The organism is Bacteroides sp. D55t1_190419_B8, from assembly GCF_015558905.1.
In the GTDB taxonomy this organism is placed as follows: domain Bacteria; phylum Bacteroidota; class Bacteroidia; order Bacteroidales; family Bacteroidaceae; genus Bacteroides; species Bacteroides vicugnae.
The window spans coordinates 59,079-74,781 of record NZ_JADMOU010000020.1 but is presented as its reverse complement, the minus strand read 5'-3'; the positions used below and the strand labels follow the sequence as shown (position 1 = coordinate 74,781).

Below are 15,703 nucleotides of genomic sequence, written 5' to 3'. Positions count from 1 at the left end.
TATCTGTTTTATTTCTGAATAACTTTTCAAATGATGAAAATCAGGTCTACTGAAATAAAAGATCTCCCTTTAGTGATGGAGATTTATGACTATGCCCGTGCTTTTATGCGTGCAACCGGGAACACGACCCAATGGATTGACGGCTATCCGTCTGAAGCATTGATTCGTCAGGAAATTGAAGAGAGCCATAGCTTTGTCTGTGTCGGTGAACAAGGAGAAATCTTGGGAACTTTTTGTTTCATACTAGGTGAGGATCCTACTTACCAACAGATTTATGAAGGTGCATGGCTCAATGACGAACCTTATGGAGTAATTCACCGATTGGCAACGAACGGAAAGCAGAAAGGGGTGTCGGAAGCTTGTCTGGACTGGTGTTTTCAACGTTGGCCTAATGTCCGGGTAGATACTCATCGGGATAATAAGGTCATGCAACATATACTGACGAAGTATGGCTTTCAACGTTGCGGCATCATTTATGTTAAGAATGGGACGGAACGTATTGCTTATCAGATGAAGCGTTTGCATGGTGGGGTGGAGGAATCTGATCGTACTGAAGTATAGGTCAGGTACGTTGGATGATGAACGAAGCAGTCTTAGGTATAAGCAAACTGATAGCAAGCAGTAGGTAAACTAATGCCGAAGCATTGATAAAGTTCCGGTAAGGTGCCGGTATAGTTGTGGTAAGGTGCCGCTATCTTTACCTTCCCACGGTCGTGGTAACTTCTTCCCACAGTCGTGACGAGATCCTCCCACGGCCGTGGAGAGATGCGACCACGGCTGTGGAGAGTTAAGGATAGCGTAGGTCTGACAGAACAATACCGATTGGGTAAATTAAGTATAACGGCTTTATAATGCAAACTTCATAGGGACATACGTTCTTCTATCCCGTATTTTATGCTGTTAATCTACAAAGAGACAGGCTGACAATAAAAGTCCGAATCTTTTATTGTCAGCCTGTTTTTGGTTATTGTCAGCGCTTATTGTCAGCCGTTAATGTACTGAAAATCATTGCTCTGTATGGATAAAAACCTTTGGCTGACAATAAAAAGACTAAATAATATCCTTATGAGTAAAAATGATTAGAAGCGGCAGCGAAGATCTACTCCAAATTGCATTGGGCGTCCTTTCTGCATGAAACCTTTGTTCATTGTTTCGAAATAGAAGGCAGCATAGTCTTTATTCAGGAAGTTGCGTGCCCAGAAACTAATCATTGCATCACCGATTTCCAGATTCGTTCTCCAGTTGAGCGTGCCATAGAAGGATTGGCTGACGTCGTTTTGTTCAGTCCAGTAGATACGTCCGGCAGCATTATAGTTCGCTTGGAGCACAACCCGGTCGAAGATAGAACGTGGGCTGCAGGTGATCGCATATTCTCCACCGATATTTAATGTATGCTTGGGAACGAAAGGGACATATTTGCCATTATAATCCGCAGTTACTTTGGAACTGCCATCTTTTTGTCCTTCTGTAATTACATAATCAGTAAAGGTGGCATAGGTATATCCGTAACTGGCATTCAGACTAAGTTCTTTAGTCACGCTGGCACGAAGAGATGCTTCTGCACCATAACTACGGCTTTTTCCCGCATTGATGGTAATACGTCCCAAACCGCTTTCTGCAAATTGAGAGAGTTGTTGGTCGCGGGTGTCCATATAAAATGCTGCAAGATCAGCCCAAAGCCTACCTTCCCACAACGTAAGATGACTGCCCACTTCGTAGTTCCACGAATATTCGGGTTTGTACGTAGTAGACGTTTTCACATTAATTTCTTTGGCCGGTACCATTTGGTCCATCATTTTTATGATGGTTGCCCCCCATGTGGCATCTTGCCCTATTGTCGGACTTTCTTTAATGGCATTCATCATCGAGTTGGTCAATTCTGTTTGTGATAAGTCAGAGAACATCTGGATATTATATCCTCCCGAACGATATCCCCGGGTAACGGTGGCATACACATTATTTTGGTTCTTCCATTCATATTGAATAGCGAATTTAGGGAGAAGTTGTACATAGTCAGTCGATAGCTTGCCTACGAAAGAGGCCGGAGCTTTCATATTCTGATCGGACAAGTTTATTGAGTTGGGACCCATAGCTAAGTGAAAATCAAAGCCAAAGTCTACAGGAGTACTAAGGGAATTGTACTTCATACTGATCTTTTCGTAATCGAGTCGGAGTCCCGCTGTAACGGACAGTCCTTCGATAAATAGGTTGTTGAAAGTAGACTGATGATAAAGTGCGCCGCTAAGAGTCGGGGTATCGAAGGTTCCTCCTACACTTAGTGTCGGGTTATGTACGGTCATTCCCATAGTAGGTGCACCGGGTTTGGAGGCAATCTCTTCAAAAGCGGAATTGGCGTTGTTTTCAATCATCGTTTTCACTCCTTCTTCTTTGAACAGAACGGGACCTGTGGTATGTAGCCATTGGTAGAATCCGAAAGCTCCCGTAGTCCATTGCCATCTCTTTCCGGGTTTGGCTTTCAAGACAATTTCTTCGGAAATGGTATTTGCCCTTTGCTTTTGCTCGATATTAAAGATATCTCTTTCTGTGAAGTCCTGATCGAGGAACATACGGTCATTCAGGTTCTGATAACCTGTCACGGCACTCAATATAAAGTTACAGGCTTGATATTCGATGTTGACACCTGAATTGAGCAATCCACGGCGGTAACTGCTGCGGTCGTTATATGAAATTTTACCGATGTAGTCTGCCCGGTCCTCTGTAATTTCTTTACCCTTTTCTTTAGCTTTGGCTATGCCGTTTTGAGTAATCCCAGTATAGTAGTACGGATACCCGCCCTGGTCGCTATATTCATAGTTCACGGTCATGTCTATTTTCAGATTAGATGTCGGCAGGTAAATCCCACGAAAACGTCCGCCTCCGGCGTTGCTTTTGTCGACTTTTTCATTGTTCCGTGCAGAGTTTTCAAAGAAGCCGCCCGTGTGTTCGTAGAAACCTCCGGTAGAAAAAGCAAAGCGGTCGGATATACGGTGATAATGGGTGAGTGAAACGTTATAATTATTGTAAGTTGCTGCTCCCATGCGAATATCGGTACCTTGATAAGTGAAAGGCGATTTTGTGTGCACTTTGATAAGTCCTCCCATCGTGTTACGTCCGTAGAGGGTACCTTGTGGCCCGCGAAGAATATCAATACGTTCGATATCAGCATAGTTGAAGTCGAAAGCGGATTTGTCGATATAAGGGATATTGTCTACATAAAGTCCTACGGACGGAGTATTGATGCGTGAGCCGATTCCGCGGATATAAATCGAAGTAGTCAGTTTGGAACCGTAGTCAGGGATAAACAGATTGGGAACAATACCTGTCAGGTTCTTTACGGAATTTACCTGATTGGCGCGCATATTCTCCTGTGATAAGACGGTGGCGGCTACCGGCAGATCACGCAGTTTACGGTTTTCTTTCGGAGTAGCAATCACTACCACCTCTTCGATGTCTACTATTTTTAGTGAGTCTTTGGGGAAATCTTCAGCCCATGCTGTCCCTGTCGTCAGGAGCATGAGGGCAATCATAATCTTCTTTGTCTTCATCTGCTGTTAATTTATCTGGTGCAAAGTAACGGCAAATATAGATGACGGTCAATCCTCATTTATTAGGATTTGATTCACCACAGAGGACGCAGAGGACACAGAGGTATGATTCTTAAAATTTTATATCCTCTCTGTCCTCTGCGTCCTCTGTGGTGAATCAGATTCGGTCGGCTTCGATATATCCGTTCATTACAGCATAAATAGTCAGCCCGGAGACAGACTTAATGCCTAATTTCTCTGTGATATTTTTTCGGTGAGTGATAACGGTAGTCAGGCTGATATTCAGTTTATCTGCTATTTCTTTGTTGATTAATCCTTTGGTTATCAGTACGAGCACTTCTATTTCACGGGCGGATAGAATTTCCTGATGAGGCTGCATCGGAGGCATGGGCGGCATATCTTTTACCGGATAACCGTCGTGGTGAGCATGTTGGTGAAGTTTCAATATATTTTTTACCAGCTCTTCTTCGGATTCGTGAATGTTGAGTACAGGTACGCCGGACAGTTGGAATTGCGGACTGTCGCTTGCCAATACAATCGTTTTTCGTTTCCGGGGGAGAAAGAAAGCATTGTGCTCCACGTAAATCTGTGCGGAAATGAAATAGTGGGCATACATATCCGGAGTATCGTCCATCAGTTCGCTGAAGTGATGGAAAGTCCGTATGGTTGCCATAGGAATCATTTCCTCCAAGATTCCCTTCAGACCGAGAGAGGTCAATGTGTTTGCTTCTATAATTGCTATTTCGGGTTGATAATTCATTTTAGTCTAGTTTTAATTAATGATTGAAATAGTTGGCTACTGCTTCTGCACATCGTTCGCCGTCCACCCCGGCAGACACAATTCCTCCGGCATAGCCTGCGCCTTCTCCGCAAGGAAATAATCCGCGAACGGTGACATGTTGCAGAGTATCCTTATCGCGTATGATACGAACGGGAGAAGAAGTTCGTGTCTCCACACCAATCATTACTGCCTCATTAGTCAGGAACCCGTGACTGCTTCGTCCGAATTGTTGGAAACCAAGAGATAGCCTTTTATTAATAAATGATGGCATCCAGAAATGAAGTGGAGACGAAATCAATCCCGGACTATAGGATGACTCGGGCAGATCGTAACTCAATTTCTTGCGGGTAAAATCCAGCATGCGTTGTGCTGGAGCAGTCTGTCGTCTGCCTCCCTGCAACCAGCATTGACGTTCCAATTCCTCTTGAAAGTGAAGAACAGATAGTAACTGTGAATTAATCTCTGAAAGTTGTGAACTTTTCAAATTCGGATTCAGTACCATTAGCTGCTCATCTTGTTTCGCAGCCAACTCTTCATTCCTCATTTTTAATTCTTCATTTTCCAAATCTTCCGGTTGGATTTCCACTACCATTCCCGAATTGCTCCACCGTGACCCACGGTTGGCAGGAGACATTCCGTTCACTACCACTTGTTCCGGTCCGCTCGCGGCAGGAACGATGAAACCTCCGGGACACATACAGAAACTATATACTCCTCTGCCTTCTGCCTGTGTTACAAAGCTGTATTCAGCAGCGGGCAGGTATTTGCCCCGTCCATTCTTATTATGGTATTGTATTTGATCGATCAACATTGCCGGATGTTCCAGACGTACTCCGACAGCGATTCCTTTCGCCTCAATCGTCACATTATTGGCAGCCAGCCAACGATATACATCTCTTGCCGAATGTCCGGTTGCCAGTATCACAGGTCCGAGAAAGGTCTTTCCTGTATTTGTTTCGATACCTTTGACTTCACCGTTCTCAATAATCAATGCATCCATTCGTGTCTGGAAATGTACTTCTCCACCGCATTCGATAATGGTATTCCGCATATTTTCAATGACACGTGGCAATTTGTCTGTTCCGATATGCGGATGCGCATCCATCAATATCGAAGTCGAAGCTCCATGCTGGCAAAATACATTCAGAATCTTATCTACATTTCCTCTCTTCTTGCTCCGGGTATAGAGTTTCCCATCCGAATAAGCTCCTGCACCTCCTTCTCCGAAACTGTAATTCGATTCCGGATCAACAGTGTGTTCCCTGCTGATTTGTGCCAGATCTTTCTTACGTTCGCGCACGTCTTTTCCACGTTCGATGACAATAGGACGTAATCCGAGTTCAACGAGGCGTAAGGCAGCGAATAGCCCGCCGGGACCTGCGCCAACGACAATCACTTGCGGTTTTCCCTCTACATTATTATATATAGTATGTTCGTACTCATCTTCTTGCGGCATTTCCTTGATGTATGCCCTCACCTTCAGATTGACGAAGATAGTCCGCTGGCGTGCGTCAATACTCCGTTTCAAAATTCGGGTAGCGGTGATGTCACGCAGATTCAGACCTTTTTCTTTAGAAAGATATTCCTTTAATTTCTGTTCGTTTGCAGCAATTTCGGGAAGTATACGGAGTTGGTATTCTTGTATCATATATTTTTTACCACAGAGGACACAGAGGTCACAGAGTTTAATTTTTTAGATAATAAAACGTTTGATTCCTTGTTTTAAATGGGGTACATTGAAATTTAGTAATAATCCATATTTCAGGTTACTAAGTTTCATGTACGTTAGTAATTGGGCAGAATGTACCGGTTGCAGTGTTTCCACGCTTTTCAGTTCTATAATGAGTTGATTATCTATCAACAAATCTATTCTGTAATCTGTATCTAATTGGGTTCCTTTATAGATTATAGGTAATTTCTTTTGCCTTTCTACATCTATGGCGTTTGCTCTCAATTCATAAAATAAGCAGCTCTCGTATGTACTTTCAAGCAAACCTGCTCCCAATTGAGTATGCACCTCAAAAGCTAATCCCAGCACTCTACTCGTTAAATTATTAATATCTTCTATCATCATTTACTTACTTGATTAATCACTCCTCTGTGTCCTCAGTGTCCTCTGTGGTGAATCTAACCGAATAAAGCCCTGAACGCCTCTTCCACTTTCCTCACCGGCACTAATTCAATCTTAAGCTTTTGAGTATCAATCCCCTGCAGATTATATTTCGGCAACAAGAAACGTTTGAAACCTAACTTTTCAGCCTCACCGATACGCTGCTCAATCCGATTCACAGGACGTATCTCTCCCGACAGACCGATTTCTCCCGCCATGCAAACTTCCGGTTCAATGGCTGCATCCATATTGGAAGAAAGGATCGCACTGATCACCGGCAGGTCGATAGCCGGATCATTCACTTTCAGTCCTCCGGCAATATTCAGAAACACATCTTTCTGTGCCAACTTAAATCCCACGCGCTTTTCGAGAACAGCCAGCAGCATATTCATTCTTCTCAAATCGAAACCGGTTGCCGAACGTTGCGGATTTCCGTAGACTGCAGAGCTTACCAAAGCCTGTGTCTCAATCAAGAATGGGCGAATCCCCTCAATGGCGGAGGCAATGGCTACCCCGCTCATCCCTTCATGATCCTGACTTAGCAAAAGTTCGGAAGGATTACTCACTTGGCGCAACCCATCCTGACGCATTTCATAAATACCTAATTCTGCCGTACTACCGAAACGATTCTTGATACTGCGTAGAATACGATACATATAATGTTGGTCGCCCTCAAATTGAAGAACGGTATCTACGATATGTTCCAGCACTTTAGGTCCTGCAATACTTCCTTCCTTATTAATGTGTCCGATCAGCAATACAGGCGTATGCGTTTCTTTCGCAAAACGAAGAATGGACGCCGAACACTCTCTGACTTGCGCTATACTTCCGGGAGACGATTCGATACTTTCGGTGGAAATAGTCTGTATAGAGTCGATAATCACTAAATCGGGATTCGTATTCTTGATATGCACATAAATCTGTTCGAGTGAAGTCTCGCAAACGATCAGGCAATCGCTGGAAGTGTCAGAGAGACGGTCTGCACGAAGTTTCAGCTGTCGTGCACTCTCTTCACCGGATACATAAAGAATCTTCTTTTCCGGCATGTGCAGTACGGTCTGCATGACGAGCGTCGATTTACCGATTCCCGGTTCGCCGCCTATCAAGACAAGAGAACCCTGTACAAGTCCGCCCCCCAATACACGATTCAGTTCATCATCGTGCATATTGATGCGTGGTTCGTCGTCTGCCTCTATGTCGCTAAGCGCCAGTGGCTTGGGCTTCTGTGTTTCAATGCCCGACACCGGACGGCGGTTAGTGGGTTCTTTCCGTACGATTTCCTCAACATACGTATTCCATTCTCCACACGACGGACATTTACCCACCCATTTCGGTGAATCCTGTCCGCAATTACTGCATACATATACGGTTTTCTCTTTTGCCATATTCTTACTCCTTCAATATAAAAATCCGAATGTCCAAAGTGGAATCTTGTTTCCGGCGGAATATTCAATATCATCTGCAGCGATAAATCCCTGCTGACTATTGGCTATCTGTTTCCCGTCTTTACTTTTTCCTCCGACTTCTATCGTATATTTGCTGTCTATTGTATAGTCTGCACTGCGTGTGCAATATTCCACACGATGTTGATAGGAGAGTTGGTTTACCATGAACACTTCTCTCAATGTACTTTTGTTTACATCCTTAAAGGTCAATGCATAAAGCAGGTTGGTATTTTCCATATAAATCTTATCCGGCTTTTGTAGTTTCTTGATAGAATCATTATCCGAATAAAGAAGGTGGATTAATTTAGCCCTGTCCAGATATTGTAGATAAGCCAGAATAGTAGTCCGTGAAAGTTCCGCCATGGCGGAAAGTTTGGTGATATCCACCATAAAGGGCACTTCGGAGGAGAGGATTCCCAGCAGGCTTTTTAGTTTACGTACGTTACTGATATCCACTCCACATTGCTGTGGAAGTTCGATTTCAAGTATCAGGTTTGCTATATTTTCGATGCGTGTATAGTATTCCGCATTTCCTTCCAGATAAAAAGGATAGTATCCATGTTTCAAATAATCTTCAAAATAGGCAAGAGGGCGGCATTGGGAATTTACTGCATTACAGATTCCATCACTGTTGTCCAGTATCTCTTCCAGTGTATAAGGGCGGATTTGAATCTGATGGAATAAGTGCAGATATTCACGGTAGGATAGCCCCTGCATATTATATGATATGCATCGGCGGGATAAGTCGGCTTCCGCATTCAGAAGTTGTAGTAAGGATGAACCGGTAAATACTATTTTCAGTTCAGGAAACTCATCATATATGTTTTTGATTTCTTTGCTCCACGACGGATATTTGTGTACTTCGTCCAGAAAGAGGCACTTTCCTCCTTTCAGGTAAAACTGTTCGGCAAGTTCGCTAAGAGAATGTTGCGTGAAATATAGACTGTCCAAACTCGTATATAAGGCACTTTGGCTATCATTCGCATAATGAAGTTTTAAGTATTGAAGCATTAAAGTAGTTTTTCCGACTCCACGGGCTCCTCGGATAGCAATCAGGCGGTTATCCCAGTTGATTGTATCCATCAAGCTCCTGATATATGCGGTAGAAGTAGCCGTTAATAGCCTTTTGTATCTTCTGATGAGTGTATCCATATCTTAATATGTTTTCTATGGAAGACAAAAATAGACATAATTTGTTCAACGTGCAAAACAAATTCAGATTAAATCTGTTCAACGCATAAAACAAATAGAAGATTTACAGCGTTATCTCTCCTGCTATCGAACGGTTCATCCGGTCGCGTACCTCATCCGGGGTATATCCATGTCCCAGTAAGAACATTAATTTGGTGACTGCCGATTCCGTTGTACTGTCATATCCGGAGACAACGCCTGCCTGCAACAACTGATATCCCGTTTCGTAACGTTCCATTTCTACCATTCCTGCGCTGCATTGTGTCACGTTGACAATCACAATTCCACGCTCACTCGCCTGACAGAGCCGGCGTATAAACCATTCCTTCCGGGGAGCATTCCCCGAGCCGTATGTTTCGAGCACCACCGCCTTTAAACCTTCAATCCCCAGAATGGTGGCAATTACATTTTCCTGGATGCCCGGAAAGAGCTTCAGTACTACTATATTGGTATCCAGCAAATAGTGCGGTTTCAATTCCCGCTCTTCCCCATTTCCGTGAATCTGCACATTATTATATTTAATATGGATTCCCGCTTCCGCCAATACCGGATAATTGAAAGAACGGAACGCGTTGAAGTTTTCCGCATTCATCTTTGTCGTACGGTTTCCCCGCATCAGGTGATTTTCAAAGAAGATGCATACTTCCGGCACTAGCGCCCTTCCTTCCTTGTTTTGTGCGATGGCAATCTCGATACTGGTCATCAGATTTTCCTTTCCGTCCGTGCGGAGTACGCCGATGGGAAGCTGTGAGCCTGTGAGGATAACAGGTTTGTCCAGTCCTTCCAGCATAAAACTTAGTGCGGAAGCGGTATAAGCCATCGTGTCCGTTCCGTGCAGGATGACGAAGCCGTGGTAACGATTGTAGTTGTCATGAATAATGCGTACCAGCTTCCGCCACATATCCGGTTCCATGTCCGACGAATCCATCGGAGGATCAAACTGATAGGTGTCAATTGGGAAATTGAACTTTTGCAGTTCGGGGATATACTTTTGCAGTTGCTCGAAGTTAAAGTTCTCCAGAGCACCTGTCGCGGCATTCTCAATCATACCAATTGTTCCACCGGTGTATATTAACAATACGGAAGTATTTAATGGGTTCATAAGCTGATTTTGTGCGATTGTTTTCGCAAATATAAGAATAGATTTGATAAATAAGTAACAAAATGTCATAAAAGTAAAGGCGAATGACCGGATAAAGAAAAGGCGGAAGATTCTTTTTATCAGAAAAAAACCGAAAAAAGTGATAGATTGAACGTTTTTATTATTACTTTTGCGACACTTATCAAAAACAAGAGTAGAAACAAGGACTATGATGAAGTACTATCCGCATACAGTCACATCCATGTGTACCATGACCCTTAGGGGTTAATGGATAGTTTTTGTGTATCTACGTGATTCACGCTTGTATAAGCAGGCAAAATTCAAATTCAATTTTATTCGTAAACAACCAATCGTTCTGTAAAAAGCAAACTGCAGGACATTGCATTTAAATAAGTATCTTCATGAAAGTAATGAAATTCGGCGGAACATCCGTAGGTTCCGTGAACAGCATTTTAAGCGTAAAGAGAATTGTAGAGTCGGCAAATGAGCCGGTAATCGTAGTTGTTTCCGCATTGGGAGGCATCACTGACAAATTGATAAATACATCGAAGATGGCGGCAGTGGGAGATTCAGCCTATGAGGGTGAGTTCCGCGAAATCGTTTACCGTCATGTGGAGATGATTAAGGAGGTAATTCCTGCCGGAGAAAAGCAAGTATCGTTGCAACGTCAGGTTGGCGAGCTGCTGAACGAATTGAAGGATATCTTTCAGGGAATTTACCTGATTAAAGACCTTTCCCCGAAGACTTCGGATACAATCGTCAGCTATGGTGAACGCCTTTCATCGATCATCGTCACCGAACTGATTGAGGGAGCAAAATGGTTTGATTCGCGCACTTTTATCAAGACGGAAAGAAAACATAGCAAGCACACGCTGGATACAGAATTGACTAATAAACTGGTGAAAGAGGCTTTCCATTCTATTCCTAAAGTAGCACTGGTACCGGGATTCATCTCTTCGGATAAAACAACAGGGGATGTAACAAACCTCGGACGCGGTGGCTCGGACTATACGGCTGCCATTATTGCTGCGGCGCTGGATGCGGCAAGCTTGGAAATCTGGACAGACGTAGACGGATTTATGACGGCTGATCCACGTGTCATTTCGACTGCTTATACCATTACGGAATTGAGTTACGTAGAAGCGACCGAACTTTGTAACTTCGGCGCAAAGGTGGTTTATCCGCCGACTATCTATCCCGTATGTCACAAGAATATCCCTATTCTAATAAAGAATACATTCAACCCGGATGGAGTGGGAACGGTTATCAAACAAGAAGTTTCCAATCCGCAGAGCAAGGCTATCAAGGGTATTTCCTCCATCAACGACACAAGCCTGATTACTGTTCAAGGGCTTGGCATGGTAGGTGTGATCGGTGTGAACTACCGTATCTTTAAAGCATTGGCAAAGAACGGAATCAGCGTATTCCTCGTGTCACAGGCTTCCTCGGAAAACAGTACCTCTATCGGTGTGCGTAATGCCGATGCCGACCTGGCTTGTGAAGTGCTGAACGAGGAATTTGCGAAAGAGATAGAGATGGGCGAGATTTCTCCGATTCTGGCGGAAAGAAATCTGGCAACAGTGGCTATCGTAGGTGAGAACATGAAACATACACCGGGTATCGCAGGTAAACTTTTCGGTACACTGGGACGTAATGGTATCAACGTTATCGCTTGCGCACAGGGAGCTTCGGAAACCAATATCTCTTTTGTTGTCGATTTCAAATCCTTGCGTAAATCATTGAACGTAATCCACGACTCTTTCTTCCTCTCCGAATATCAGGTATTGAACCTCTTTATCTGTGGTGTCGGTACGGTAGGTGGCAGCTTGGTAGAACAGATTCGTTGCCAGCAACAGAAGCTGATGATGGAAAACGGACTGAAACTTCATGTGGTAGGTATCATTGATGCCTCCAAGGCAATGTTCAGCCGTGAAGGTTTCGACCTTGCCAACTTCCGTGAAGAACTGCTGGAAAAGGGCAAGGACAGCAGCCTGCAAACCATCCGCGACGAGATTATCGGAATGAATATCTTTAATTCCGTATTTGTAGACTGTACGGCCAGTGCTGACATAGCATCGCTTTACAAAGATTTCCTGCAACACAATATCTCTGTGGTAGCAGCCAACAAGATTGCGGCTTCTTCCGCTTATGAAAACTACCGTGAACTGAAAACGATTGCCCGCCAACGTGGTGTGAAGTATCTGTTCGAAACCAACGTAGGTGCAGGTCTTCCGATCATCAATACAATTAATGACCTGATTCATAGCGGTGACAAGATTCTGAAGATTGAAGCGGTGCTTTCCGGTACGCTGAACTATATATTTAATAAAATCAGTGCCGATATTCCTTTCAGCCGTACCATCAAAATGGCACAGGAAGAACGCTACTCTGAACCGGACCCACGCATTGACTTGAGTGGAAAAGATGTGATCCGTAAACTAGTGATTCTGGCACGTGAAGCCGGATACCGTCTGGAACAGGAAGATGTTGAAAAGAACCTCTTTGTACCGAATGACTTCTTCGAAGGTTCTCTCGAAGATTTCTGGAAACGTGTTCCAAGTCTCGATGCAGACTTTGAAGCCCGTCGCCAGGTATTGGAAAAAGAAAACAAACACTGGCGCTTCGTTGCCAAACTGGAGAATGGAAAAGCCTCTGTCGGCCTGCAGGAAGTAGGAGCCAACCATCCGTTCTACGGACTGGAAGGCAGTAACAATATTATCCTGCTCACTACGGAACGCTATAAAGAATATCCGATGATGATTCAAGGATACGGTGCCGGTGCCGGCGTAACGGCTGCCGGAGTATTTGCCGACATCATGAGCATCGCAAACGTTTAATAAATTAAAAATTGAGAATTAAAAATTGAGAAATACCATTCCGAAACGGATCTTAGGCTTTCTTTCATTTTTTAATTCTCAATTCTCAATTTTCAATTTATGAAGCATATCATCATATTGGGAGACGGAATGGCCGATTGGCCTGTGAAGTCATTAGGGGACAAGACGCTCCTGCAATATGCAAAGACGCCTTATATGGATAAGCTAGCCCGCATGGGACGTAACGGCCGCCTGATTACTGTGGCGGAAGGTTTCCATCCGGGTAGTGAAGTTGCCAATATGTCCGTGTTGGGATATAATTTGCCAAAGGTATATGAAGGTCGCGGACCGCTGGAAGCTGCCAGTATCGGTGTGGATCTGAAACCGGGCGAGATGGCAATGCGCTGTAATTTGATTTGTGTGGAAGGAGAAATTCTGAAGAATCACTCCTCCGGACATATATCTACGGAAGAAGCGGATGTATTGATTCAATATCTGCAAGAAAAACTGGGCAATGACCGCGTACGTTTCCACACAGGAGTTCAGTACCGCCATCTGTTGGTTATCAAGGGAGGTAATAAAGAACTGGATTGTACACCTCCGCATGATGTACCTTTGAAACCTTTCCGTCCGTTAATGGTAAAACCATTGGTTCCGGAAGCGCAAGAAACAGCAGATCTGATTAACGACCTGATTCTGAAATCACAGGAACTGCTGAAAGATCATCCGTTGAACCTGAAACGTATGGCAGAAGGTAAAGATCCTGCCAACAGTATTTGGCCTTGGAGCCCCGGTTACCGTCCGCAGATGCCTACTTTCTCCGAGACTTTCCCGCAGGTAAAAAAAGGAGCGGTTATCTCGGCTGTCGATCTGATAAACGGAATCGGTTACTATGCTGATTTACGTCGCATCGCAGTAGAGGGAGCCACCGGACTTTATAATACGAACTACGAAAACAAAGTGGCCGCTGCCTTGGAAGCATTGAAGACGGATGATTTTGTTTATCTGCATATCGAAGCCAGTGATGAGGCCGGACACGAGGGAGACATCGACTTGAAACTTCTCACTATCGAGAATCTCGATAAACGTGCCGTAGGTCCTATCTACGAAGCAGTGAAAGATTGGGACGAACCGGTAGCCATCGCTGTATTGCCCGATCATCCTACTCCCTGTGAGCTTCGTACCCATACATCCGATCCCATTCCGTTCCTTATCTGGTATCCGGGTATCGAGCCGGACGAAGTGCAGACGTATGATGAAGTAGCCGCTTGCAACGGTAGTTACGGACTTCTGAAAGAAGACGAGTTTATAAAAGAATTCATGAAATAAGTCACCACAGATTATGAAATATTATAGTACGAATAAACAAGCACCTGTTGCCTCACTGCAAGAAGCGGTGGTAAAAGGGCTTGCTGCCGACAAAGGGCTGTTTATGCCTATGTCTATCAAACCTCTTCCACAGGACTTTTACGATACGATTGATAGTTTATCCTTTCAGGAAATTGCTTATCGCGTAGCCGATGCTTTCTTCGGTGAGGATATTCCTGCCGATACGCTGAAACAGATTGTATATGATACATTAAGTTTCGATGTACCTTTGGTTAAGGTGGCAGATAACATCTACTCACTTGAACTGTTCCACGGACCGACGTTAGCATTTAAAGATGTAGGCGGTCGTTTCATGGCACGTCTCTTGGGATACTTCATTAAGAAAGAAGGACAGAAGAATGTCAATGTATTGGTAGCTACTTCCGGTGATACGGGAAGTGCTGTTGCCAACGGCTTCCTCGGTGTGGAAGGTATTCATGTATATGTGCTTTATCCGAAAGGAAAAGTGAGCGAAATACAGGAGAAGCAATTCACTACGCTCGGACAGAATATCACTGCGCTCGAAGTGGACGGAACGTTTGATGATTGCCAGGCATTGGTGAAATCTGCTTTCATGGATAAAGAATTGAATGAACATCTATCATTGACTTCTGCCAACTCCATCAACGTAGCCCGTTTCCTGCCGCAGGCATTCTATTATTTCTATGCTTATGCACAGTTGAAACGTGCCGGAAAAGCCGATAATGCCGTGATCTGTGTGCCTAGTGGAAACTTCGGAAATATCACCGCCGGATTGTTTGGTAAGAAGATGGGATTGCCTGTGAAGCGTTTCATTGCTGCCAATAACCGCAACGATATTTTCTATCAATACCTGCAAACAGGTAAGTACAATCCCCGTCCGTCTGTCGCAACAATTGCTAATGCTATGGACGTAGGCGATCCGAGTAACTTTGCCCGCGTACTTGATTTATATAGCGGTTCACATGCTGATATCTCTGCCGAGATTTCAGGAACAACTTATACCGATGAGCAAATCCGTGAAACGGTGAAAGAAACTTGGAAAGAACATCATTATCTCCTTGATCCTCATGGTGCTTGTGGGTATCGTGCGTTGGTAGAAGGTTTGAAAGAGGGAGAAACAGGTGTATTCCTTGAAACGGCTCATCCTGCCAAATTCCTCGAAACAGTGGAAAGTATTATTGGAGAAGCGGTAGAAATCCCTGCCAAATTGCAGGAATTTATGAAAGGCGAGAAGAAAAGTTTGCAAATGACAAAAGACTTTGCGGACTTCAAGAAGTACTTGTTGACGCTTTAATCCTTTTCTTCCTATGAATGAATTTGTGCCACCTTGTTGGCACGGTTGTGCCATCGAAGTGTCACGGTC

Annotated in this window: 11 protein-coding genes; 4 read left to right on the top strand and 7 right to left on the bottom strand. The window is 44.1% G+C overall.

The window, feature by feature from the left end; all coding sequences use genetic code 11:
- Positions 1-33 precede the first annotated feature (33 nt).
- A complete protein-coding gene (locus tag I2I13_RS16460; RefSeq protein ID WP_074560550.1) occupies positions 34-561 on the top strand; it encodes a GNAT family N-acetyltransferase in 528 nt (175 codons plus the stop codon).
- Positions 562-1,079: 518 nt separating this feature from the next.
- Here I2I13_RS16460 and I2I13_RS16455 read toward each other — a convergent pair.
- The 7 genes from I2I13_RS16455 to I2I13_RS16425 form a co-directional block, all read right to left on the bottom strand.
- Positions 1,080-3,545, bottom strand: coding sequence for a TonB-dependent receptor (locus I2I13_RS16455; protein ID WP_167511805.1), 2,466 nt, complete (start codon positions 3,543-3,545; stop codon positions 1,080-1,082).
- 157 nt (positions 3,546-3,702) lie between these two features.
- Positions 3,703-4,305 carry a LuxR C-terminal-related transcriptional regulator gene (locus tag I2I13_RS16450; RefSeq protein ID WP_148365791.1) on the bottom strand — a complete coding sequence of 201 codons (603 nt, stop codon included), beginning with the start codon at positions 4,303-4,305 and terminating at the stop codon, positions 3,703-3,705.
- Between the two features lie 16 nt (positions 4,306-4,321).
- Positions 4,322-5,974 (bottom strand): NAD(P)/FAD-dependent oxidoreductase, encoded by a 1,653-nt coding sequence (locus tag I2I13_RS16445; protein WP_195650003.1) that lies wholly within the window; start codon positions 5,972-5,974, stop codon positions 4,322-4,324.
- Positions 5,975-6,019: 45 nt separating this feature from the next.
- A complete protein-coding gene (locus I2I13_RS16440; RefSeq protein WP_195650023.1) occupies positions 6,020-6,394 on the bottom strand; it encodes a GxxExxY protein in 375 nt (124 codons plus the stop codon).
- A gap of 59 nt (positions 6,395-6,453) precedes the next feature.
- On the bottom strand, positions 6,454-7,821 hold the full coding sequence (gene radA, locus I2I13_RS16435) for a DNA repair protein RadA (RefSeq protein WP_008777372.1): 1,368 nt from the start codon (positions 7,819-7,821) through the stop codon (positions 6,454-6,456).
- 12 nt (positions 7,822-7,833) lie between these two features.
- On the bottom strand, positions 7,834-9,033 hold the full coding sequence (locus tag I2I13_RS16430; RefSeq protein ID WP_148365789.1) for an ATP-binding protein: 1,200 nt from the start codon (positions 9,031-9,033) through the stop codon (positions 7,834-7,836).
- A 103-nt stretch (positions 9,034-9,136) separates the two neighbouring features.
- On the bottom strand, positions 9,137-10,174 hold the full coding sequence (locus I2I13_RS16425) for an asparaginase (protein ID WP_195650002.1): 1,038 nt from the start codon (positions 10,172-10,174) through the stop codon (positions 9,137-9,139).
- A gap of 401 nt (positions 10,175-10,575) precedes the next feature.
- Here I2I13_RS16425 and thrA point away from each other — a divergent pair, with 401 nt between their 5' ends.
- The 3 genes from thrA to thrC all read left to right on the top strand — a co-directional run bounded on the left by thrA (position 10,576) and on the right by thrC (position 15,634).
- A complete protein-coding gene (thrA, locus tag I2I13_RS16420; protein WP_148365787.1) occupies positions 10,576-13,011 on the top strand; it encodes a bifunctional aspartate kinase/homoserine dehydrogenase I in 2,436 nt (811 codons plus the stop codon).
- Between the two features lie 99 nt (positions 13,012-13,110).
- Positions 13,111-14,319 (top strand): cofactor-independent phosphoglycerate mutase, encoded by a 1,209-nt coding sequence (locus I2I13_RS16415; protein WP_148365786.1) that lies wholly within the window; start codon positions 13,111-13,113, stop codon positions 14,317-14,319.
- Positions 14,320-14,332: 13 nt separating this feature from the next.
- Positions 14,333-15,634 (top strand): threonine synthase, encoded by a 1,302-nt coding sequence (thrC, locus tag I2I13_RS16410; RefSeq protein ID WP_099146748.1) that lies wholly within the window; start codon positions 14,333-14,335, stop codon positions 15,632-15,634.
- Positions 15,635-15,703 lie beyond the last annotated feature (69 nt).